The following is a 20,567-nucleotide window of genomic DNA, read 5'->3' on the forward strand; positions in this document are numbered from 1 at the left end:
ATCAAAGGCTCAGGTTAACGGCGCCGGCAATTCGCCGAGATCCCAGAACAGGCCGGCCATCACCGTCAAGGCCTCTTCGGTCAATGGCAGCAGGATGTGCTCATTGGGCGCATGCTGGGAGCAGCCGGGATAGGAGTGCGGCACCCAGATCGTCGGCAGGCCCAGGATCTCGGAGAACACGTCATTGGGCAGCGAGCCGCCGAAATTCGGCAGCACGGCCGGCGCCTTGCCGGTGGTCGACTGCACCGAATCCGCCGCCCATTTGATCCAGGGGCTGTCGAAGTCTGTGCGCGATGCAGCAAAACTCTGGGCCGCCCGCACCTCGACCATCGGAAAACCCCTCGCGACCAGATGCGCGCGGATGGCATCGATCAGGCCCTCGATCTTGGTCCCGACCACGAAACGCAATTGCAGCACAGCATTGGCATGGCCGGGAATGGCGTTCGCCGGCTTCTCGATATTGCCCGAGGACATCGCCAGCACTTCCAGCGTGTTCCAGGCGTAGAGCCGTTCGGCCGCCGATAGTCCATCCTCGCCCCAATTCTCGGCCAGCGCCGGCTCTTCCGCGGTCGGCACCACCTGCACGTCGGCGAGATAGCTGCGGATCTGGTTGGTGAGCCGCGGCGGCTTCAGTGCGTCGAGCTGGAGGCGGCCGTGGCCGTCGACCAGCGTGGAAATCGCGTTGACCAGGATGGTCGCGGGGTTGGCGAGCACGCCGCCCCAATTGCCGGAATGGTGGCCGCCATCACGCAGGTTCACGTCGAGATGGATGCGGATGCCACCGCGGCAGCCCAGGAACAGCGTCGGACGGTCGGCGGACAGGCGCGGCCCATCGGAGGCCATGAACAAATCGGCCTTGAGCGCGTCGCGATTGAGATCGCAGACCTTGCCGAGATCGGGCGAGCCGATTTCCTCGCCCATCTCGACGATGAATTTGGCGTTGAAGCCGAGCTTGCCGCCTCGCGCCTCGCGCACGGCGCGCAGCGCCGCCATGTTGATGCTGTGCTGGCCCTTGTTATCGGCGGTGCCGCGGCCATAGAGGCGCGTGCCCGCAACCGTCGTGCGCCAGGGATCGCGGCCATCGCGCCACTCCCCCTCCATGCCATCGACGACGTCGCCATGACCGTAGATCAGCACGGTCGGCACTGAGGCACTCTCGTGGTGCTCGGCAAACAGGAACGGCGCCTTGCCGCTCGGGGATTCGACGATGCGGCTGGTGAAATCAAGCGCAGCAAAGGCCGGCTGCATTTCCTGTTCCAGATAGGCGCGCAGCTCAGTGCCGCGCGACGGATTCTGGCTCTCGGTCCGATAAGCGACGCGGCGGTCGAGCTCGGTGAGAAACGCACCGGATTTGAAATCCTCACGGGCGCGGGCGATGGCGTCGGCTCTGGTCATGACTTGCTTTTCGAGGTTTTGAGACGAAGGACATTACCCGAGACGGGCGGGACTTCGAAAGTGGCGGGGACGTCGATAGTTCTTGGAGTTCTCTTGGGATTTGAGTTCGCTTGGGATTTCGTTCTTGCTCTCTTGAGATCGGCTTGCCAAGCGCGGCAGCGCTACGGATTTTGGCCTTGCCAAGGCCGAGACATCCAAGTCTAGGATATGCAAGAACTTCGCCAAATTCGGGCGCACGTCTACCATTCGAAGAGCGCTCAGTACAGAGTGCCGAGGGACATCATGGCCAAGCAGATCAGGCTCAACGCCTTTGCGATGAATTGCGTCGCACACCAGTCACCGGGCCTGTGGACTCATCCGCACGACCGCACTGCCGACTATAACCGCCTGCCCTACTGGATCGATCTCGCCAAGACGCTGGAGCGCGGCCGTTTCGACGGGCTGTTCCTGGCCGACGTGCTCGGGGTCTATGACGTCTACGGCAACAGCCCTGACGCAGCCTTGCGCAATGCGGCGCAGACGCCGTCGAACGAGCCGCTGCTGCTGCTCTCGGCGATGGCGGCGGTGACGCAAAATCTCGGTTTCGGCGTCACCAGCAATCTGTCCTTCGAGCCGCCCTACCCGTTCGCACGGCGGATGTCGACGCTCGATCACCTCTCCGAGGGCCGCATTGGCTGGAATGTCGTCACCGGCTATCTCGACAGCGCCGCACGCGGCGCCGGCAAGGACAGGCAGACCGGGCATGACGACCGCTACGACATCGCGGACGAATATATGGAGGTCGTCTACAAGCTCTGGGAAGGAAGCTGGGAGGACGATGCCGTACTGCGCGACCGCAAGCGCGGCATTTTCACCGATCCCACGAAAGTGCATCGCGTCAATCATGACGGCGCGAACTACCGCATCAACAACACCATTCATCTCAGCGAGCCGTCGCCGCAGCGCACGCCCGTGCTCTATCAGGCCGGCACCTCGCCGCGCGGCCGGCAGTTTGCGGCAAAGCATGCCGAATGCGTGTTCATGTCGGGACCGTCGGCCAAGGTGATCGCGCCGCGCGTGTCAGCAATCCGGCAGGAGGCCGCCGCGCTCGGCCGCAACCCGGCCGAAATCCTGATGTTCTCGATGATGACGATCATCCTGGGACGGACGGAAGCCGAGGCGAAAGAGAAATACGCCGACTACCGCCGCCACATCAGCCCGGAAGGCGCGCTGGCGCTGATGTCGGGGTGGACCGGCGTCGATTTCTCTGGCTACGACCTCGACCAGCAGGTGCGGCACGTCCAGAATGACGCCGGCCGCAGCGCCATGGACAACGTCACCCGTGCCGACCCCGATCGGGTCTGGACCGTGCGCGACGTCATCGAGCATGTCGGCATCGGCGGCGCCGGCCCGGTCGTGGTCGGCACGCCGGAGATGGTTGCCGACAAGATCGAGCAATGGTTCGAGGCGACCGACGTCGACGGCCTCAACGTCGCTTTCGCGATCTCGCCCGGTGATTTCGAGGACATCGCCGACATGCTGGTGCCGGAGCTGACGCGGCGCGGACGGTACAAGGCGGACTATGCCAAGGGTACGCTGCGGGAGAAGCTGTTCGGCGGCGGCCGTGCGCGGTTAGGTGCGCCGCATCCGGCGGCGGGGTATCGCGTGGGGAACAAGGGGTAGCCACCACACACTCGGTGTCATGCCCCGGCTTGACCGGGGCATCCAGTACGCCGCGGCTTCTCCGTAGACAACAGCTGTCTCTGGAATACTGGATCGCCCGGTCGAAGCCGGGCGATGACACTGAGTGTGTGGGAACTCGATCGCGTCTCAAACTTTCCCGTCCACCATCACCTCGATCAGCTTCGTCCCCGGCCGGCCAAACGCCGATGCCAGCGTCGCCCTCAGCTCCCGCGGATCGCTCACCCTGATCGCCTCGCAGCCCAGCGCCTTCGCGATGCCGGCGAAATCCACCGGCGGATCGACGAAATCCATGCCGACGTAATTGTCATCGCCATGGAAGGCAAGCAGGCGCTGCTTGATGATGCGGTAACCGCCATTGTTGGCGATAACGACGTTGAGCGGCAGCTTGTGATGCGCCGCCGTCCACAGCGCCTGGATCGAATACATCGCGCTGCCATCGCCGGAGAAACACACGACGGGGCGGTCCGGATTGGCGATGCTGACGCCGACCGAGGCCGGCAGGCCCCAGCCGATGCCGCCGGAGGCGAGGCCGTGATAGCCGTAGCGATCGCGGTGCGGACGCAGGCTCGTGATCTGGCGGCTGGAGGTGAGCCCTTCGTCGACGAGAATGGCATGGTCGGGCATGGCCTCGACCATTTGCAGCACCAGAAAATCCGGATCGATCGGTGTGCGGCCGGCGCTCTTGCTGATCTGCTCGATCAGCGCGGCGCGGCGCGCGGTCCAATTCTTCGGCGCAAGCTCGGCGAGGCGCTGCCTGGCGCGGCTTGCGAGTGTCGTGCCGCCCAACTCCTTCAGCAACGGGATCAGCGCGCGCAACGTTTCCTTTAAATCCGCCTTCAGCGCGATCTCGGCGCCGTAGTTCTTGGCGATCTCCCAATCCGCGAGACCGATCTGCACGATGCCGAGACCATCCGGCAGCGCATCGACCTCGCTATGGACCGACATGCGCAGGGGATCGCCGCCAAGCGCGATCAGGAGATCGTAAGGTGCGAGCGTATCGCGCGCCGCCTTCTGAACCCGCGCCAGCGCGCCGACGAAGCTCGGACTCTCCGAGAGGAAGTGCGAACCATAGGGCGTCGAGGATTGATACGCGGCGGCGCCGAGCAACTCGGCCAATTCAGCCGCCTCCTTCAGCGCGTCACTCTTGACCACTTCGTCCATGGTGACGATCACAGGGCGCTCGGCTTTCAGAAGCCGCGCAGCAAAGGCCCTGAGCGCGTCATCCGATGGCTTGGTACGCGCGTCGATGCGGGTGGACTGGCCGAGATCGATGCCTGCCTCGCTATTGAGGATGTCGCCAGGCAGCGAGATGAACACGGGGCCGGTCGGAGGCGTGGTCGCGACCTTTGCCGCGCGGCGCACGATGCGCGGCAGGTCTTCCAGACGCGTCACCTCGACCGCCCATTTCACTAGCGGCTCGGCCATGCGCACCAACGGACCGTACAGCACCGGCTCCATCAGGCCGTGGCCCTGCTCCTGCTGGCCGGCGGTGAGGATCAGCGGCGTGCCCGTGAACTGCGCGTTGTAGAGCGAGCCCATCGCGTTGCCGAGGCCTGGCGCGACATGGACGTTGCAGGCGACGAGCTTTCCGGAGGCGCGGCTGTAACCATCGGCGATCGCCACCACCAGGCTCTCCTGCATCGCCATCACATAGGTGAGATCAGGATGGTCCTTCAGCGCGTGCATGATCGGCAGCTCGGTGGTGCCGGGATTGCCGAACAGATGCGTGATGCCCTCGTCCTTGAGCAACGCGAGAAAGGCGGAGCGGCCGGTGATCTTGTTCTTCATGTTTCCTCCAGGAGCGGACGTTGCCGCAAGGACCTGAAAGCATGATGACCGAAGTCGGAGGAGGCGCGCAAGGAAGCGCGGTCATGGCTGCGTTGCGCGGGAGAGGCGCGCTACATCTCGTCGCGCCCGAGTTCGAACGGATCTTCGCCCCTCGTCCGCTTCTTCTTTTTCGAACGTTGCCAAACCACGCCCGGAAAACCCTGCAGCGGCACCAGCGGCTCGCCGGTATAGGCCCACTCCTGCAGCTCTTCGATCGCGATGTGATAGAGCGGCTGGCGGCCGGTGCGCTCGTTGAACAGCGCGCGGGGGATGTTGACCATGTGCGGACCGCGCGGGCGCTCATAGGCGATCGGCGTGCCGCAATGCGAGCAGAAGCTGCGGGTGGTCTTGGTGGCCTTGTCCTCGTAACGCGTGAGCGCGGCCTTGCCAGCGGTGATGCGAAAGCGCTTCTTCCAGCTCCCGACATAGGTCGCGTAGGCCGCGCCGTGGGCCCGGCGGCTGGCTGCGGAATGATCGTGCCAGGCCCAGCGCGCGGGCACGTCGATCTCGAAGCTGACCTTGCCGCACAGGCATTGGCCGGTGGCGATTCCTGCAGCGGCTGCGGCTTTGGCCATGGGGATTTCTCTCCGTCGTCATTGCGAGCGTAGCGAAGCAATCCAGACTGCCTCCGCGGAAAGATTCTGGATTGCTTCGCTGCGCTCGCAATGACGGAATATGTGGCGCGCTCGCAGCCACGCAACAACTCCGTAGCCCGGATGGAGCGAAGCGCAATCCGGGAATCTCGACGCTGGCACGAAACCCGGATTTCGCTGCGCTCCATCCGGGCTACGAAGGTCCCTACGCCGGCGTCAGCTCATCATACACCGGATAATCCGTATATCCCTTCTCCTCACCGCCATAGAACGTCGCGCGGTTGTACGGCGTAATCGGGTAATCGTGCGCCAGCCGGCGCGGCAGATCGGGGTTGGAGATGAAGATGCGACCGAAGGCGATGATGTCGGCGTGTCCCTCGGCGATCGCCGCATTCGCGGTCCCACCGGTGAAGCCGCCGGCGGTCATCAGCACGCCGCTGTAGAGCGGGCGGAACAGCACCATCGCGGACGGCACGTTCTGCCAGTTGACGTCGGCGCGGCCGGCGCCGCTGGAGCGCGGCTCGATGAAGTGCAGATAGGCAAGACCGAGCTTGTCGAGCGCCTTCACGACATGGGTATAGAGCGGCATCGGATCGCCCTCGCCGGAATCATTGGCGATACCGTGTGGCGACAGCCGCACGGCGACGCGGTTCGCACCCCAGACCTCGATCGCGGCTTGGGTCACTTCGAGCAGCAGGCGCGCGCGGTTCTCGATTCCGCCGCCATACTGATCGGTGCGCTGGTTGCTGCGCGATTGCAGGAACTGCTCGAGCAGATAGCCATTGGCGCCGTGGATCTCGACGCCGTCGAAGCCGGCGGCGAGCGCGTTCTTGGCACCTTGGCGGAACGCCTCGACGATGCCCTTGACCTCCTCGGTCTCCAGCGCGCGCGGCGTCTCGTAGTCGGCGATCTTGCCGTCGGCGGTCATCGCCTTCATGCCCTCGGCCTTGATCGGGATCGCCGAGGCCGACACCGGCAGCGCGCCGCCGTGGAAAGAAGAATGCGAGACGCGGCCGACATGCCAGAGCTGGAGGAAGATGATGCCGCCCTTGGCGTGCACGGCATCGACCACCTTGCGCCAGCCCGCGATCTGCGTCTCCGAATAGATGCCGGGGGTCGCCGGATTGCCACGGCCGTGCGAGAGCACCGGGGACGCTTCGGCGATGATCAGGCCGCCCGGCGTTGCGCGCTGGCCGTAATATTCGGCGTTGAGCGGCCGCGGCGAAAAGCTCTCGCGTTCGGCCCGCATCCGCGTCAGCGGCGCCATCGCGACGCGATGCGCAAGCCTGTATGGACCGACCTGCAACGGTTTGAACAACGCCGGAAATTTCATGCTGGCCCCGAATGTTTATGGAAGGATGCGGATCATACAGCGAGGGGCGGCCACCGGAAAAGCGCCGCCCCACGAAATCAAATATTCCCTCTTACGGAACGCGGAAGAGAGCAGGTCTTACGCTGTCTTGACCCAGACGGCCTTCACGTTGAGATATTCCTCGACGTGCTGCTTGCCGGACTCGCGGCCGTAGCCGCTCATCTTGTAGCCGCCGAACGGCACGGCCGGGTCCATCGTCTGGTAGCAATTCACCCACACCGAGCCGGCGCGCAGGCTCCTCGCCACCGCATGCGCCTTGCTGACATCGCGGGTCCACAGGCCGGAGCCGAGGCCGAACGTGGTGGCGTTGGCGCGCTTGACCAGCTCGTCCATGTCTTTGAAGGCGATCGCGGAGATGACGGGCCCGAAAATCTCCTCTTGCGCGATGCGCATATTATCCTGGACGCCCGCAAACACCGTCGGCGAGACGAAGAAGCCCTTCGACAGCGCGCCTTCGGTGACACGGCCGCCGCCGGCAAGCGCCTTGGCGCCTTCCTTCTGCCCGATGTCGAGATAACCGGTGACGCGCTCCAATTGCTGCTCGGACACCAGCGGGCCGATCTGCACGTTGGGATCGAGACCGTTGCCGACTTGCAGCTTCTTGCCGAACTCGGCGACGCGGCCGACGAATTCTTCGTAGATCGACTGCTCGACGAACAGACGCGTGCCGGCGCTGCAGATCTGCCCCGAATTGGCGAACACCGCCATCGCAGCGCCCGGCACCGCGGCATCGAGATCGGCGTCCGCAAACACGATGTCCGGCGACTTGCCGCCGAGCTCGAGCGAGACGCGCTTGAGGTTGCCGGCCGACGCACGGATGATCGACTGGCCCGTGACGTGCGAGCCGGTGAAGGCGACCTTGTCGACATCGTGATGCGAGGCGAGCGCCGCGCCTGCGGTCTCGCCATAGCCGGGAACGACGTTGATGACGCCGGGCGGCACGCCCGCTTCCATCGCGAGCTCGGCGATGCGCAGCGAGGTCAGCGGCGCCTCTTCGGCGGGCTTGAGCACCACGGTGCAGCCGGTCGCGAGCGCCGGGCCGATCTTCCAGATCGTCGCCGTCAGCGGCCCGTTCCAGGGGATGATGGCGCCGACGACACCGACCGGCTCCTTCAGCGTGTAGGAGAAGATTTCGCCGGGCAGCGAGTTCTCGATGGTTTCGCCATGGATCGCGGTGGTCTGGCCGGCGTAGTAACGCAGCATGCCGATCGCGCGCAGGCGATAGGCGCGGGTGCGGCTGACGGGAGCACCCATGTCGAGCGTGTCGAGTTGCGATAATTCATCGAAATTCTTCTCGACGAGATCGGCGAGTTTCAAGAGCAGGTTCTGCCGCTCGAACGGCTTGACCTTGCTCCAGGGCCCCTCGAACGCACGGCGTGCGGCGGCGACCGCACGGTCGATGTCTTCCTTGTCGCCTTCGGCAACCGTTGCGAGCAGTTCGCCGGTGGCGGGATTGCGGGTCTCGAAGCGCTTGCCTGAGGCAGCGTCGACCCACTTCCCGTCGATCAGCATCTGCTTGTAGGACCCGTTCGCGAATGGATGGCGCGTGATCGGAATAACCTGCGACACAGCCATGGCTGCACTCCCTGTCAGGTGATTGATTGGTTCGATCTGCGCGGGATCGTTCGTCAGACAAAATACAGCCGCGCCGGAAAGGCGTAAAGGCGGCGCGTAGCGAAGACCTCCCATGCCGACTTGTGCAGGGTCGGATGCGGCACGTGCTATAAGGCGATGGAGCGCAATGTAGCTTCGCCGGAGATCCCGCCATGTCACATCCCGCCATCGTCAAAGACAACGTTGCCGTGATCACGGGAGGCGCGTCCGGCATCGGATTTGCCGCCGCCGCGGCGTTTGCGCGCATCGGCATGAAGCTGTGCATCGCCGATGTCGATCAGCCGCGGCTGGCTGAGGCCGCAACAAAACTGTCATCCGTCGCAGGTGCCGGGAATGTGATGACGTCTGCCGTAGATGTCAGCAAGGCCGAGAGCGTGATGGAACTGGAACGCGCCGTGCGCGCACGTTTCGGCGGCACCGATATCCTGATGAATAATGCCGGCATCCAGCCCGGCAGCACATTGTTCGCCGGGCCCGACAATTGGCAGCGCATCATCGGCGTCAACATGTGGGGCATCATCAACGGCTCACGCATCTTCGCGCCCGGCATGATCGCGCGCGGCAAACCCGGCCTCATCATCAACACCGGCTCGAAGCAAGGCATCACCACCCCGCCCGGCGATCCCGCCTACAATGTCTCCAAGGCCGGCGTGAAGGCTTTTACGGAAGCCCTCCAGCACGAGCTGCGCAATACCAGGGACTGCCGCATCACCGCACATCTGCTCATTCCAGGCTTCGTCTTCACCGGCCTCACCGCCAAGGGCCGCACCGAGAAGCCCGCCGGCGCCTGGACGCCGGAGCAGACCGTGGATTTCATGCTGAGGCGGCTCGAGGCCGGCGACTTCTACATCCTGTGCCCGGACAATGACGTGCCCCGCGCACTCGACGAGAAGCGCATGCTGTGGGCCGCCGGCGATATCATCGAGAACCGCCCGCCGCTGTCGCGCTGGCATCCGGATTACGCGGATGCATTCAAGACGTTTGTGGAGAGGGGTTAGATCTTCTTCCCTTCTCCCCTTGTGGGAGAAGGTGGCATAGGCGGCCTCTGGCCGCCGTTCTTAAGGACGCCGAAGCAAAGCTTCGGCTATCGCGCCGGATGAGGGGTTCTCTCAACTCGCGCGATTGTCCGTGAGGAGAGAACCCCTCACCCGGCTTCGCTTCGCGAAGCCACCCTCTCCCACAAGGGGAGAGGGTACGACCACGACCCTACAGCGTCTCTTGCTTATGCCCGCAATTCTTGCAGGCGAACTTGACGCGGGTCTGGCCCTTTTCCGCCTGCACCCGGTTCGGCGCGCCGCACTTGCCGCAGACGGCCTCGATGCGGGTGGTGCCCTGCTTGACGACGATGGTCTTCTTTTCCATCGATTCGCGGATCAGGCGCTCGGCCTCCTCACGCAGGGACTGTTTTGACAAAGCTCATCTCCGGCTCTGGAAAGCGCGAGAGCCATATCGCACCTGCGTTCAAATCACAATCGGCAAAGCCTGCTCTGACCTCGACAATCACGTGCCAGTCCTCGGCATGCACGAGAAGGCTCTCGGCAACATATGGGCGCAACGCCCTGCCATGACGGCTCGACTGCATTTCGCAGACGATGCCGCGATTGTGGCAAATGACCGGAAATACAGCGGGCGGCGGATGCTCGGCATCAGCCGCCCTGCGCAGAGCGCTCCTTTCCCGCTCTGGTCTCCTCAAGCCGCCTTGGACACTTCCATCAGCAGCCGCTCGGCCTTGGCGTCCTCGATGCGGTTCACGAGACGGCTGCTCTCGTGATTGTCGCGCACAGTCTTGGTCAGCGTGATGCAGGTCTGGATCAGCATGACGATGCCCATGGTGAGATAGCCCTTCATCCAGAGGTCGATCGGCAGGAAAAAGATGCCGATGGCGACGAGGAAGGCGGAGGCTGCGAAGGACGCGTAAGTGAAGCTCACCCAGGCGCTGCTGTGGGGCTGGCCGTTCTGGTTCATGATGGGTCTCCTGTTGGTTCGAATGATGATTGGGTTCGAGGGATCGGATGTGAGATCAGGCTGACGGCATGCGCTTGGATTTCAACCGCGCCAGCACGTCCTCCGCGGTCGTCTTGAGCCGGGGACCAAAGCCCTGTTCGGCTAGCCTCTCGGCAGTGGCGAGCGGACCGGTGGCCGCGTCGAGCTCGACCAGGGCATCGTCGGCGGCCTGGGCTTCCATCTGCCGCTCGCGCAGACGCCTCAACGTGCCCTCCGCCTCCGGCAGTGTGGATTCGTAGGGACGTGCAGCCTCGATGCCGCCGCGACGAAGCGAGCGCACCGCTTCCGAGGCACGGGCAATACGGCGGCCGCGGTCGAGCTCGGTGATGCGGGCCTGCGCGCTGGCGACGTGGCGCTTCAGCCGCGCGATCTCGGTCGCGAACAGCGCGCGCGCCGTCATTGCCGCATCGCGATCAGCCTCTAAGCCCGCGATGGCTTCAGCGGCATCCTTGGCGAGGTCTTCGCGGCCGCCGTCGAGCGCCGCAACGGCACGGGTCTCGAGGGTCGGCGATGCGGGCATTCGTCGCTTCGAGCTTGCGGCCCTCCTGCTGGTCCTGCGCGATCGCCAGCGCCAGCGTGCGCTTGCTGCGCTCGACGGCCGCGGCCGCATCACGCATCTGCTGATCGAGGATCAGAAGAGCGGTCCGGTCTTCCAGTTCCTCGCCCGCAGCGGCCACGCTGCCGCGGAAAAGCGTCACTACGGTCTTGAACATTTGTTGCTCCCTGTTATGAGCGTTGCTCACGAATAACTTGTAGCACATCTTGAGCATTGCTCAAGATGTTTTTGAACAATGTTCACGAATCTGGTAAATAGATGTCTAAGGCCTTGGAACGTCGAGAGAAACTTCGAGCCGATCTGATCTTGGCGGCGGAGCGGATGATCGCTGAACGAGGATTGGCGGGCCTGAAGACACGCGATCTTGCCCGCGAGATCGGCTGCGCCAATGGCGCGGTCTATAATCTCGTGGCCGATGTCGACGAATTGATCCTGCGCGTCGGCTCGCGCACGCTGCTTCGGCTCGACGAGGCGCTCAGCGCGGCAGAGGGCGCTGGCGAGCCCTCGCCACAAGAAGCCTTGGTTCGCATCGCCATCGCCTATTGCGATTTCGCAGCCGAAAATCTCCAGCTCTGGCGCGCATTGTTCGAGCACCGCATGGAGGCCGACAAGATTGTCCCCGACTGGTCGATCCACGACCAGATGCAGCTGTTCCGCCACATCTACCAGCCGCTGGCCGCGCTGCTTCCCAAGCGCAGCCCGGAGGAACTGAGCATCACTGCGCGGAGCCTGTTCTCGGCGGTTCATGGCATGGTGGCGCTGGGGTTGGAACAGAAGTTGGTCGCCGTGCCACTGCCGGCGCTGCGCAAGGAGATCGCAGGCCTCGTGCGCGCAATGCTGGATGGGCTGGTCGCCCACGCAAAGTAGAGCAGCGCGGCGAAAGCATCGGCGAAGGCTGACTAAAATTTCGCCTGTCGCATCGCGGTCGCCGCGCTTAGCCTTCGCAGCGAGACGTCCCCTCACCTCTTCCGGAGCCCTTCATGCCCCTTCTCGTCCGCGGCGGCACCGTCGTCAATCACGATCATTCGCGCCGCGCGGACGTGCTGATCGACGGGGAGACCATCGTCGCGATCGGGGCCTCGCTCGATGCGCCCACCGGCACTGAAGTGATCGATGCCGGCGGCGCCTACGTCATCCCTGGTGGCATCGACCCGCATACCCATCTCGAAATGCCGTTCATGGGCACCGTCACCGCCGACGATTTCGAATCGGGAACCAAGGCGGCGCTCGCCGGCGGCACCACCATGGTGGTGGATTTCTGCCTGCCTGATCCCGGCCAGTCGATGCTTGGCGCCTATCAGGATTGGCGCCGCAAATCCGAGAAGGCGGCTTCCGACTACGGCTTCCACATGGCCGTGACGTCGTGGTCGAAGCATATCCATGACGAGATGGAGACCGTGGTCAAAACCTACGGCATCAACACCTTCAAGCATTTCATGGCCTACAAGGGCGCGCTGATGGTGAATGACGACGAGCTCTACAACTCGTTCGCGCGCTGCGCTCATTTGGGCGCCATGCCGGTGGTCCATGCCGAGAATGGTGACGTCGTCGCCCTGATGCAGGAGGCGCTGATCGCACGCGGCGTCACCGGCCCCGAAGGCCACGCCTATTCGCGGCCGCCGGAGGTCGAGGGCGAAGCCACCAACCGCGCTATCATGATCGCGGACATGACCGGCACGCCGGTCTACATCGTGCACACCAGCTGCCGCGAGGCGCATGAGGCGATCGCGCGGGCACGCGCGGCTGGAAAGCGCGTCTATGGCGAACCACTTATCCAGCACCTGTTGCTCGATGCGGATGAATATCAGAACAAGGACTGGGATCATTCCGCGCAGCGCGTGATGTCACCGCCTTTCCGCGACAGATCGCATCAGGACAGCCTGTGGGCCGGCCTGCAAGCCGGCTCGCTCCAGGTGGTCGCGACCGACCATTGCGCCTTCACCACCGCGCAGAAACGGTTCGGCCTCGGCGACTTCAGGAAGATCCCGAACGGCACCGGCGGCCTCGAAGACCGCCTCGCGCTGCTATGGACCGCGGGCGTCGCCGCCGGGCGGCTGACCAAGGAGGAATTTGTCGCGGTGACCTCGGCGAACATCGCCCGCATCCTCAACATCTATCCGCGGAAAGGTGCTGTCACCGTCGGTTCGGATGCCGACATCGTGGTGTGGGATCCCAAGGCGACCAGGACCATCAGTGCCAAGCGGCAGATGAGCCGGATCGATTACAACGTGTTCGAGGGCTTTTCCTGTATCGGCGGGCCGACGGTGACGCTGTCGCGCGGCCGCATCGCGTGGAAGGATGGGAGCTTGCGCGCCGAGGCCGGCGACGGCCATTATGTCGAGCGGCCGCCATTCTCGCCGGTACATGTCGCCAATTCGACCTGGAAGAAGCTAACGGCCCCGCGCGCGGTCGAACGCGGCGCGGTGACGCCGTAACACTCCCCACTGCGCGAAATGCTCGCCATCTCGAGGTCCTCAGTTGCCTGGCGCGGATGCGCGCCGCGTTCAACCACCCCTCGCGCGCAAGGCGGCACGCGCTGTCTCAAGTGTACTTCCAGTGAGTGAGGCGGCTCGCGCCTGCTCGGGCGGAGAGCCTCTTTCCAACCGAGCCGCGCTCGCGCGCAGCATCGCCGCATCGAGCCTGCCCTGCCGCGATCCCTGCAGGGCACAGCCAAAGACCCGGTAGAACTGCGCACCGTCATAGGCAACCAGCAGCAGATCGACGCCGGCATTGATCGCCTCGACCACGGCCTTGCAGACGTCGTGCTGGTAGATCGCGCCCATGACGAGATCGTCGGTCATCACCACGCCCTGGTAGTTCCAGGTGTCGCGGATGATCCCTTCGACGACGCGTTTCGAATGCGAGGCGGCGCGATCGGGATCGACAGCGGTGAGCGTGACATGACCGACCATGAGCGCGCTGCGCGAATGCGACAGCACCTCGCGAAATGGGAGCCAGTCCGTTGCTTCCAGCTCCTTCACCGGCGCATCGAGGTTGGCGCTGAAGTGATGGGTGTCGGTGCGCACGCGGCCGATGCCGGGAAAATGCTTGAGCGTGGCACCGACGCCTGACTCTTCCAGCCCGCGCACATAGGCTCTCGCGATCGTGCTGACGACAGCGGGATCAGTCGCAATCGCCCGTTGCCCGATCAGCGTGTGGAAATCGAGGCGGTTGCGCCTCGTCGGCGGCTTCAGGTCGAGCACCGGCGCGAGATTGAGATTGACGCCAAGGCCCGCGAGCTCGCGCCCGTGGATACGGCCGAACTCTTCGGCTTTGGCCTGCTGGTCGTCGGGCGCGAGTCCGCTGAGCGTCGCCAGCGCAGGCACCTTCGTCAGCGGCGGCGCGAGATGTCCCACGATGCCGCCCTCCTGGTCCGCGGCGACGACCAGCGGCGGCAGGCCGGCGGCGCGCCTGATATCCTGGAGCGCCGCGATCTCGACACGCAGCGCCTCGACCGTCCGTCCCCGGATGTTGTGCCGCGTAACGTAGACGCCGCCGATCAATCCCTGCTCGGCAAGTCGCGCAACTTCTGGAAACGACGAATAGCCGACCATGAAGTGAGGCCCGAGCTGTCGCGCCTCAGCGGGGCTCGCGGCGAGGACATCGTGCTTGCGCAGCTCGAATTTCAGATGCGCAGCAGACATCAACAGCGGTGGCAGGCACCAGAGCATGACGAGCAGCTTGCCCGCCGTGCTGCGCCAGCACCTGCGGCGCAGCAGGACGATGACGATCATGATGCTTGCGACGACAAGCGCGATGTTTCCAGCGCCGCGCAGCACGAGCAGATAGGGGTCGTTCTTGTTCGCGGCCGCGAATGCAGCGAGAGGCGCGGCAAGCCAGAGCAGGATGAGACCGATGCGGGGGAGGAATTGCATGATGCATTACACGCGATTGCAGTGAATGCTCCGCACCTATCAAAGCGATTTGCGCTACGCGAGCGGCAAAAGCGCGCCTGCACGAAAACTGCAAAAGACTCCTGAAACCGTGCAGACGATGATCCCGGTTTCTGCACAAGCCCCCTTCAGACTTCGTGACGCCACATATCACGAAAGGTCTCTTGGACATGACAAGCCTGGCTTCGACGATAGCAGCGGACCTCCAGCCGATCAGGCATTCCGCCATTCCGGCCAAGCTTGGCCTTGCGCTGGCGCTGGCTGCACTGGCCGACTGGCTGTTCTACGGCGAACGGATCGGGCTGTCGCTGACGCTCTTTGCGATCGCGACGGCCTGCGTATCGATGCTCTTCAATCATGCCGCGCTGGATCCGCGTCACGCGACGATCGGCGCCGCCATTCTCGTCGCCGGCCTCGTGCCGGCCATCGAGGAGCTCAACACGCTGTCGCTCCTGATCCTCGTCACGGCGCTGCTCACCGCACTATTGCTTACGACCAACCCGGAGACGACGGGGCTCGGTGACCGTGCTCGCGCGCTGCGCAACGTCGTCCTGCTCGGTCCCTTCAGGTTCTTCCTCGATGTGCCCCAGGTACTCAACGCGTCGGCGTTCACCCGCGGCATCGCGCTCTGGCTGATGCCTGCAGCGCTCAGCGCCGTCTTCATCGCACTCTTTGCCGCGGCCAATCCGGTGATCGAGCAGTGGGTGTCCCTGCTTCATCCGAAACTCATCCTCCAATATGTCAGCATCCCGCGCGTGCTGTTCTGGGCCATGATGCTCGCGCTGGTCTGGCCCTTCATCCATGTGCGCTGGCGGCGCAAGACGATTGTCACCACGACCGTTGCCGATGGTCCCGTGCCGCCGCCGCTCCCGTCCCAAGTCTCGGCGGAATTTCTCGGCCCCTCCACCATCCTGCGCTCGCTGATCCTGTTCAACCTGCTGTTCGCGGCACAGTCCATTCTCGACGGCATCTATCTCTGGGGCCATGTGGCGCTGCCCGACAATTTGACCTATGCGTGGTACGCCCATCGCGGCGCATATCCGCTGATCGTAACCGCGCTGCTCGCCGCCGCCTTCGTGCTGGTGGCGATGCGCCCGGGCGGGCCAGCCGAGAAATCGAAGGTGATCCGGCCGCTGGTCTATCTCTGGGTGGGCCAGAACGTGCTGCTCGTCGCCTCCTCCATCCTGCGCCTCGAACTCTACGTGGACGTCTACACGCTGACTTACTGGCGCATCGCGGCCTTCATCTGGATGGGGCTGGTCGCGCTGGGACTGGTCCTGATCGTGACCCGCATCGCCCTCAACCGATCCAACCAATGGCTCGTGGGCGTCAATCTGATCGCGCTCGCGATCGTGCTCTATGGTTGCTCGCTCGTGAACTTCGATGCCTTCATTGCCGACTACAATGTCACCCACAGCCGGGAAGCATCGGGCAAGGGCGTGCAGATCGACATCAACTATCTCCTGACGCTCGGGCCGCAGGCGCTGCCCGCCATCGACAAGGCCATCTTGCTGCGGTCTGGCACCCCCGAGAGCTGCCTTGTGTCGCGCCGCGACCGCCTTGTAGAACAGCAGCGCCAGGATCTGGCCTGGCGAAGCTGGGGTTTTCGCAACTGGCGGCTCCAGCGCAGGCTGGACGCCCAGGCGAAAGCTCAGTCCGGCAGCCAACCGGCAGGCTGACGAGCTAGCGGAGAAGTTCTTGGCGCATCGCATTCTCATCGTCGACGACGAAGGCCACATCCGCGAGGTCATCCGTGTCGCCCTCAGGAAGGCCGGCATGGACGTGATCGAAGCGCGCGACGGCAAGGAGGCGCTCGCCCGCTTCGCCGCCGACAAGCCCGATCTGATCGTGCTCGACATCGGCATGCCGGAGTTCGACGGCCTCGACGTCTGCCGCGAGATCCGCAAGACGTCCGACGTGCCGATCCTGTTCCTGTCGGCGCGCGATGAGGAGATCGATCGCATCCTTGGCCTCGAGATCGGCGGCGACGACTACGTGACAAAACCGTTCAGCCCGCGCGAGCTGGTCGCGCGGGTCAACGTCATCTTGCGCCGTCTCGGCTCGCGCAACGGCGAGATCAAGGCCGGTCCCACCGCGCTCGCGCAAGGCGGCCTGCTGATCGATCCCGAGCAGCATCTGGCATCCTTCGCCGGCACGCCGCTGAAACTGACGGCAATCGAGTTCGGTATTTTGCGCGCCTTCCTGACCCGGCCGACCTCAGTGTTCAACCGCGAGCAGCTGATGCGGGCGGCCTACCAGCTCAACATCCAGGTCTCCGACCGCACCATCGACAGCCACATCCGCAACATCCGCGCCAAGCTGGCGGCGCTGAATTGCGAGAACGTCATCGAGACCATCCACGGCGTCGGCTTCAAGCTCGGCCGCTGCGAGAAAGAGGCATGAGCGCGGCGCCCGACAAATGGCGGCCGTCGCTTGGGCTCGTCATCTTCACGGTGCTGACGACCGTCGCCGTGCTGCCGCTGGTCGGCCTGTTCTTCTTCCGCCTCTACGATAACCAGCTCATCCGCCAGACCCAGGCCGAGCTGATCGCGCAGAGCCGCGTGCTCGCGACGATCTATGCTCAGGAAGTCATTGCAAGGCTCGACAGCGGCCTGACGCTCGGCGCCGAGGTGCCGCCAGGCGTGCTGCCCGATCCCGGCGACCAGGTCACGCCGATCCGCCCCGCGCTCGACCTTACCGCCAATGATTTGTTGCGGCGGCGGCCGGATGCGCAGGCCGCAGCCCGGCCGGCGGAGCAGGCCTTTGTCGAGATCGGCACAAAACTGACGCCGATCATCCGCGAGACCCAGAAGGTGACGCTGGCGGGCTTTCGCATCCTCGATCCGCAAGGCGTGGTGATCGCCGGACGGCAGGAGGTGGGGCAGTCGCTCGCCCATATCGAGGAGGTCGCGGACGCGCTGCACGGGCAATACCGCGCCACCTTGCGCAACCGCGTGCCGGACAAGCCGCCGCCGCCGATCTATTCCTTCAGCCGCGGCCTCGGCGTGCATGTGTTCTCGGCGATGCCGGTCATCGTCAACAACCGCGTCGCCGGGGTGGTCTACACCACGCGGACGCCGAGCAACATTTTTGACCATCTCTACCAGGAGCGGGCGAAGTTCGTGCTGGCGGGGCTCGCCGTGATCCTCGGCACGATCGCGATCGGCCTCGTCTTCTCGCGCACCATCACGTTGCCGATGCGCGAGCTGATCGACCGCGCCGCCAGAATTGGCCACGGCGACCGCGAGGCGTTCCGGCCGCTCCGGCATTACGGCACGCGCGAGTTCGCCCAGCTCTCGCACAGCTTTCTCGGCATGGCCGAGCAGCTGGCGCGGCGCTCGGACTATATCGCGACGTTCTCGGCCCACCTCACCCACGAGCTGAAATCGCCGCTGACATCCATCAAGGGCGCGGCCGAGCTCTTGCAGGATTCACTTCAGGGCAAATCGGGCAGCCTGACGCCGGCCGAGCAGACGACGTTCATCACCAACATCCTGTCCGACACCCAGCGGCTGGAGGCAATGGCGCAGCGGCTGCGCGAGCTCGCCCGCGCCGAAAGCCTGCCGCAGAACGAGCGCACCGAGCTTGCCCCCGTGATTGCCGATCTCAAGAGCCGGTTTCCGGAAAGCGCGATATCGGCCAGCGGCAGCCTCGACCGCGCGATCGGCATGTCCGGCGAGAAGGCGCTGATCGTGCTGTCGCATCTCGCCGACAATGCGGTGCGGCACAAGGCGAGAACGATCAGGCTGGAGGCGACCTTCGAGCGCACGACCCTGCTGCTGACGGTGAGCAATGACGGCGAGCCGATCTCGGCGCCCAACCGCGACAGGATTTTCGATGCCTTCTTTACCACCCGCCGCGACCAGGGCGGCACCGGGATGGGGCTGGCGATCGCACGCGCGGTGATGGCGAGCCATGGCGGCTCAATCAGGCTCACGCCGACCGACGAGGGCGCGGTCTTCGAGCTCCAGTTTCCAGCTGCCTAAATGGCGAACACCCAGGCGGCGACGATGGCGGCGATGGTGACGAGACCGGCGATGGTCCAGCCGGCGGCATATTCCAGCTCAGGATGACCGGTCGCCCGCATGATCTCTGCCGGATCGGCGGTATGCTTCTCTGCCATGACAGCCTCGCACGTTACTTCCCGCGTCATATGTAAGTCGCACCAGTCGCCATTAGGTTCCATCACGGACGTGCGAGGAAATCTTATCGATGCCGCGGTCGAGCAGGACTTGATCGGCCGCATCGCAGCATTGCCGCTCCAGCGCTTCCAGTTCGGCGCCTTTGAGGGCAATCGCCGAGCTGCCACCGGGCGGCGTCCGGCACGTGCTGTGCCGGCCGTCCAAAACAAAAACTGCGAAAACAACCCCATGCACAGTAGAAAGCCGTTTCCGCAGCGAGGCTGGACGACGCCGGGCAACGCCTTGACGGATCGAGCTAAAAAAGCCGCGCGGCGCAATCGCCCCGGGGGCCGCGAACTTGCGTTGCAAAAGCAGTCGCGTGCCGACCAAAGGTGCCGTGAATTCGCCTCAAGGCCAGCTGACTAATGAGGCGAATTGAAAAGACAGGCCAAACCGGCGAGCCAATATGAGGCCCGCAAGGCCGGCACGACGATGAAGAATTATCTGGCATTTTTCCTGCTTTTGACCATGACCACGGCCTCCGCGCATGGACCTTTGCCGGCCCGGCCGTCGCCGCCGTCCGATCTCGTGCAAGTGGGCCTCACCGATTCCGACACGACTGCCGGCGGCACCGCGCGGCTGTGCGAGCAGGTCACCTTCTCGCGCGGCCTGCGCTACGGCGAGAGCGAGGCCAATGTGCTCGACGTCGCGACCAGCGCGACCAAGGCGGATACGCCGCGGCCGGTGCTGCTGTTCGTGGCCGGCGACACCTTCACCGGCGACCGCGCGGCGCCCGAGCTGGCCCGGCAGATCCAGGACCAGGCGATGTGCTTTGCCGCGCGCAACGACATGATCGGGGTGCGCGTCAACTATCGCCTGGCACCTTCGGCGCCCTGGCCCGCCGGCGCGAGCGACGTGGCGGCGGCGCTGTCCTGGGTTAACGGCAATATCGACCTGTTCAACGGCGATGCCCGCGAGATCGTCGCGGTCGGCTACGGCGCCGGCGCCTTCCATGTCGCGTCCCTGCTGGCGCATCCCGAGCTTCAGGCCGACCGCGCCGATGTCGCCGCCGTCGTCCTGGTGTCCGGCATCTACCGCGCGGGCAAGGACGCGAGCGACAGCGAGAAGGCCTATCTCGGCAGCGACGCCAGCCAATATAACAAGCGATCGGTCTTCCCCGGCATCCTCAATGTCGACGTGCCGATCCTGCTGGCCTGGGCCGCGGACGATTCCGCCGGCGTCGTCTCGCAAGGCGAGACCCTGAAGAAGACGCTCTGCGGCGCCGGACATTGTCCGCGCAGCACGCTGCTGCGCAGCCGCGACGGCATCGCGAGTGCCTTTGGCCTCGACGGCTCCGGCGACAGCCTCGCCGAGCCGACACTGCTGCTGGTGCATCAGCTCGAGGCGCGGGGGCTGCCGTAGGGGGGCTATAGAGCCGGGGTCTCCTCACCTCTCCCGCTTGCGGGAGAGGTCGCGCCGAAGGCGCGGGTGAGGGCTTCCTCCTCGTTG

Annotated in this window: 20 protein-coding genes; 8 read left to right on the forward strand and 12 right to left on the reverse strand. The window is 64.8% G+C overall.

Features of this window, described 5'->3' with window-relative positions; all coding sequences use genetic code 11:
• Positions 1 to 9 precede the first annotated feature (9 nt).
• Positions 10 to 1,395, reverse strand: a complete 1,386-nt coding sequence (locus ACR9YP_RS39890) for a M20 family metallopeptidase (RefSeq protein ID WP_474218643.1) — start codon at positions 1,393 to 1,395, stop codon at positions 10 to 12.
• Between the two features lie 282 nt (positions 1,396 to 1,677).
• On the opposite strand from ACR9YP_RS39890, the gene ACR9YP_RS39895 reads away from it, so the two are divergent.
• A complete protein-coding gene (locus tag ACR9YP_RS39895) occupies positions 1,678 to 3,057 on the forward strand; it encodes an LLM class flavin-dependent oxidoreductase (protein WP_474218644.1) in 1,380 nt (459 codons plus the stop codon).
• Positions 3,058 to 3,204: 147 nt separating this feature from the next.
• Here ACR9YP_RS39895 and ACR9YP_RS39900 read toward each other — a convergent pair whose 3' ends face one another.
• The 4 genes from ACR9YP_RS39900 to ACR9YP_RS39915 all read right to left on the reverse strand — a co-directional run bounded on the left by ACR9YP_RS39900 (position 3,205) and on the right by ACR9YP_RS39915 (position 8,445).
• Positions 3,205 to 4,866, reverse strand: a complete 1,662-nt coding sequence (locus ACR9YP_RS39900) for a thiamine pyrophosphate-binding protein (RefSeq protein ID WP_474218645.1) — start codon at positions 4,864 to 4,866, stop codon at positions 3,205 to 3,207.
• 110 nt (positions 4,867 to 4,976) lie between these two features.
• A complete protein-coding gene (locus ACR9YP_RS39905; protein WP_474218646.1) occupies positions 4,977 to 5,480 on the reverse strand; it encodes a GFA family protein in 504 nt (167 codons plus the stop codon).
• Positions 5,481 to 5,703: 223 nt separating this feature from the next.
• A complete protein-coding gene (locus tag ACR9YP_RS39910; RefSeq protein ID WP_474218647.1) occupies positions 5,704 to 6,831 on the reverse strand; it encodes an alkene reductase in 1,128 nt (375 codons plus the stop codon).
• 117 nt (positions 6,832 to 6,948) lie between these two features.
• Complete coding sequence (locus ACR9YP_RS39915; protein ID WP_474218648.1) at positions 6,949 to 8,445, reverse strand: aldehyde dehydrogenase family protein; 1,497 nt, start codon at positions 8,443 to 8,445, stop codon at positions 6,949 to 6,951.
• Between the two features lie 191 nt (positions 8,446 to 8,636).
• Between ACR9YP_RS39915 and ACR9YP_RS39920 the strand changes: the two genes are divergently transcribed.
• The gene (locus ACR9YP_RS39920) at positions 8,637 to 9,482 is read left to right on the forward strand and encodes an SDR family NAD(P)-dependent oxidoreductase (protein ID WP_474218649.1); all 846 of its coding nucleotides are present in this window, start codon (positions 8,637 to 8,639) and stop codon (positions 9,480 to 9,482) included.
• Between the two features lie 208 nt (positions 9,483 to 9,690).
• On the opposite strand, the gene ACR9YP_RS39925 is transcribed toward ACR9YP_RS39920, so the two are convergent.
• The 4 genes from ACR9YP_RS39925 to ACR9YP_RS39940 form a co-directional block, all read right to left on the reverse strand.
• Positions 9,691 to 9,897, reverse strand: coding sequence for a hypothetical protein (locus tag ACR9YP_RS39925; protein ID WP_025033895.1), 207 nt, complete (start codon positions 9,895 to 9,897; stop codon positions 9,691 to 9,693).
• A 276-nt stretch (positions 9,898 to 10,173) separates the two neighbouring features.
• Positions 10,174 to 10,449, reverse strand: coding sequence for a YiaA/YiaB family inner membrane protein (locus tag ACR9YP_RS39930; RefSeq protein ID WP_061846546.1), 276 nt, complete (start codon positions 10,447 to 10,449; stop codon positions 10,174 to 10,176).
• 55 nt (positions 10,450 to 10,504) lie between these two features.
• Positions 10,505 to 11,008: a PspA/IM30 family protein gene (locus tag ACR9YP_RS39935; RefSeq protein WP_474218650.1), complete on the reverse strand. Its 504-nt coding sequence runs from the start codon at positions 11,006 to 11,008 to the stop codon at positions 10,505 to 10,507.
• On the reverse strand, positions 10,926 to 11,201 hold the full coding sequence (locus ACR9YP_RS39940) for a PspA/IM30 family protein (RefSeq protein ID WP_474218651.1): 276 nt from the start codon (positions 11,199 to 11,201) through the stop codon (positions 10,926 to 10,928). The genes ACR9YP_RS39935 and ACR9YP_RS39940 overlap by 83 nt, the downstream gene beginning before the upstream one ends.
• Positions 11,202 to 11,302: 101 nt before the next feature.
• Here ACR9YP_RS39940 and ACR9YP_RS39945 point away from each other — a divergent pair, with 101 nt between their 5' ends.
• Together ACR9YP_RS39945 and hydA are read left to right on the forward strand one after the other, a co-directional pair.
• Positions 11,303 to 11,911, forward strand: coding sequence for a TetR/AcrR family transcriptional regulator (locus ACR9YP_RS39945; protein ID WP_438105267.1), 609 nt, complete (start codon positions 11,303 to 11,305; stop codon positions 11,909 to 11,911).
• Between the two features lie 113 nt (positions 11,912 to 12,024).
• Positions 12,025 to 13,479 (forward strand): dihydropyrimidinase, encoded by a 1,455-nt coding sequence (hydA, locus tag ACR9YP_RS39950; protein ID WP_438105269.1) that lies wholly within the window; start codon positions 12,025 to 12,027, stop codon positions 13,477 to 13,479.
• Positions 13,480 to 13,548: 69 nt separating this feature from the next.
• On the opposite strand, the gene ACR9YP_RS39955 is transcribed toward hydA, so the two are convergent.
• Complete coding sequence (locus ACR9YP_RS39955; RefSeq protein WP_474218652.1) at positions 13,549 to 14,919, reverse strand: glycoside hydrolase family 3 N-terminal domain-containing protein; 1,371 nt, start codon at positions 14,917 to 14,919, stop codon at positions 13,549 to 13,551.
• A 188-nt stretch (positions 14,920 to 15,107) separates the two neighbouring features.
• Between ACR9YP_RS39955 and ACR9YP_RS39960 the strand changes: the two genes are divergently transcribed.
• Genes ACR9YP_RS39960 through ACR9YP_RS39970 form a run of 3 tightly spaced genes read left to right on the forward strand, consistent with a single transcriptional unit; the run spans position 15,108 to position 18,923 of the window.
• On the forward strand, positions 15,108 to 16,616 hold the full coding sequence (locus ACR9YP_RS39960) for a DUF4153 domain-containing protein (RefSeq protein WP_438105271.1): 1,509 nt from the start codon (positions 15,108 to 15,110) through the stop codon (positions 16,614 to 16,616).
• 19 nt (positions 16,617 to 16,635) lie between these two features.
• Positions 16,636 to 17,340: a response regulator gene (locus tag ACR9YP_RS39965; RefSeq protein ID WP_438105273.1), complete on the forward strand. Its 705-nt coding sequence runs from the start codon at positions 16,636 to 16,638 to the stop codon at positions 17,338 to 17,340.
• Positions 17,337 to 18,923 carry an ATP-binding protein gene (locus tag ACR9YP_RS39970; protein ID WP_474218653.1) on the forward strand — a complete coding sequence of 529 codons (1,587 nt, stop codon included), beginning with the start codon at positions 17,337 to 17,339 and terminating at the stop codon, positions 18,921 to 18,923. Before ACR9YP_RS39965 ends, ACR9YP_RS39970 begins: the two co-directional genes overlap by 4 nt.
• Here ACR9YP_RS39970 and ACR9YP_RS39975 read toward each other — a convergent pair.
• Both ACR9YP_RS39975 and ACR9YP_RS39980 read right to left on the reverse strand, forming a co-directional pair.
• The gene (locus ACR9YP_RS39975) at positions 18,920 to 19,060 is read right to left on the reverse strand and encodes a hypothetical protein (protein WP_164934688.1); all 141 of its coding nucleotides are present in this window, start codon (positions 19,058 to 19,060) and stop codon (positions 18,920 to 18,922) included. The genes ACR9YP_RS39970 and ACR9YP_RS39975 overlap by 4 nt on opposite strands.
• Positions 19,061 to 19,112: 52 nt before the next feature.
• The gene (locus ACR9YP_RS39980) at positions 19,113 to 19,427 is read right to left on the reverse strand and encodes a hypothetical protein (protein ID WP_474218654.1); all 315 of its coding nucleotides are present in this window, start codon (positions 19,425 to 19,427) and stop codon (positions 19,113 to 19,115) included.
• A gap of 123 nt (positions 19,428 to 19,550) precedes the next feature.
• Here ACR9YP_RS39980 and ACR9YP_RS39985 point away from each other — a divergent pair, with 123 nt between their 5' ends.
• Positions 19,551 to 20,480 (forward strand): alpha/beta hydrolase, encoded by a 930-nt coding sequence (locus ACR9YP_RS39985; protein WP_474221202.1) that lies wholly within the window; start codon positions 19,551 to 19,553, stop codon positions 20,478 to 20,480.
• Positions 20,481 to 20,567: the final 87 nt, after the last annotated feature.

The sequence above is a fragment of the Bradyrhizobium sp. BR14999 genome, from assembly GCF_056106085.1.

Coding starts and splice junctions, on each gene's coding strand:
- ACR9YP_RS39890 (WP_474218643.1), bottom strand. CDS start 1,395: ATGACCAGAGCCGACGCCATCGCCCGCGCCCGTGAGGATTTCAAATCC.
- ACR9YP_RS39895 (WP_474218644.1), top strand. CDS start 1,678: ATGGCCAAGCAGATCAGGCTCAACGCCTTTGCGATGAATTGCGTCGCA.
- ACR9YP_RS39900 (WP_474218645.1), bottom strand. CDS start 4,866: ATGAAGAACAAGATCACCGGCCGCTCCGCCTTTCTCGCGTTGCTCAAG.
- ACR9YP_RS39905 (WP_474218646.1), bottom strand. CDS start 5,480: ATGGCCAAAGCCGCAGCCGCTGCAGGAATCGCCACCGGCCAATGCCTG.
- ACR9YP_RS39910 (WP_474218647.1), bottom strand. CDS start 6,831: ATGAAATTTCCGGCGTTGTTCAAACCGTTGCAGGTCGGTCCATACAGG.
- ACR9YP_RS39915 (WP_474218648.1), bottom strand. CDS start 8,445: ATGGCTGTGTCGCAGGTTATTCCGATCACGCGCCATCCATTCGCGAAC.
- ACR9YP_RS39920 (WP_474218649.1), top strand. CDS start 8,637: ATGTCACATCCCGCCATCGTCAAAGACAACGTTGCCGTGATCACGGGA.
- ACR9YP_RS39930 (WP_061846546.1), bottom strand. CDS start 10,449: ATGAACCAGAACGGCCAGCCCCACAGCAGCGCCTGGGTGAGCTTCACT.
- ACR9YP_RS39935 (WP_474218650.1), bottom strand. CDS start 11,008: ATGCCCGCATCGCCGACCCTCGAGACCCGTGCCGTTGCGGCGCTCGAC.
- ACR9YP_RS39940 (WP_474218651.1), bottom strand. CDS start 11,201: ATGTTCAAGACCGTAGTGACGCTTTTCCGCGGCAGCGTGGCCGCTGCG.
- ACR9YP_RS39945 (WP_438105267.1), top strand. CDS start 11,303: ATGTCTAAGGCCTTGGAACGTCGAGAGAAACTTCGAGCCGATCTGATC.
- hydA (WP_438105269.1), top strand. CDS start 12,025: ATGCCCCTTCTCGTCCGCGGCGGCACCGTCGTCAATCACGATCATTCG.
- ACR9YP_RS39955 (WP_474218652.1), bottom strand. CDS start 14,919: ATGCAATTCCTCCCCCGCATCGGTCTCATCCTGCTCTGGCTTGCCGCG.
- ACR9YP_RS39960 (WP_438105271.1), top strand. CDS start 15,108: ATGACAAGCCTGGCTTCGACGATAGCAGCGGACCTCCAGCCGATCAGG.
- ACR9YP_RS39970 (WP_474218653.1), top strand. CDS start 17,337: ATGAGCGCGGCGCCCGACAAATGGCGGCCGTCGCTTGGGCTCGTCATC.
- ACR9YP_RS39975 (WP_164934688.1), bottom strand. CDS start 19,060: ATGGCAGAGAAGCATACCGCCGATCCGGCAGAGATCATGCGGGCGACC.
- ACR9YP_RS39985 (WP_474221202.1), top strand. CDS start 19,551: ATGAAGAATTATCTGGCATTTTTCCTGCTTTTGACCATGACCACGGCC.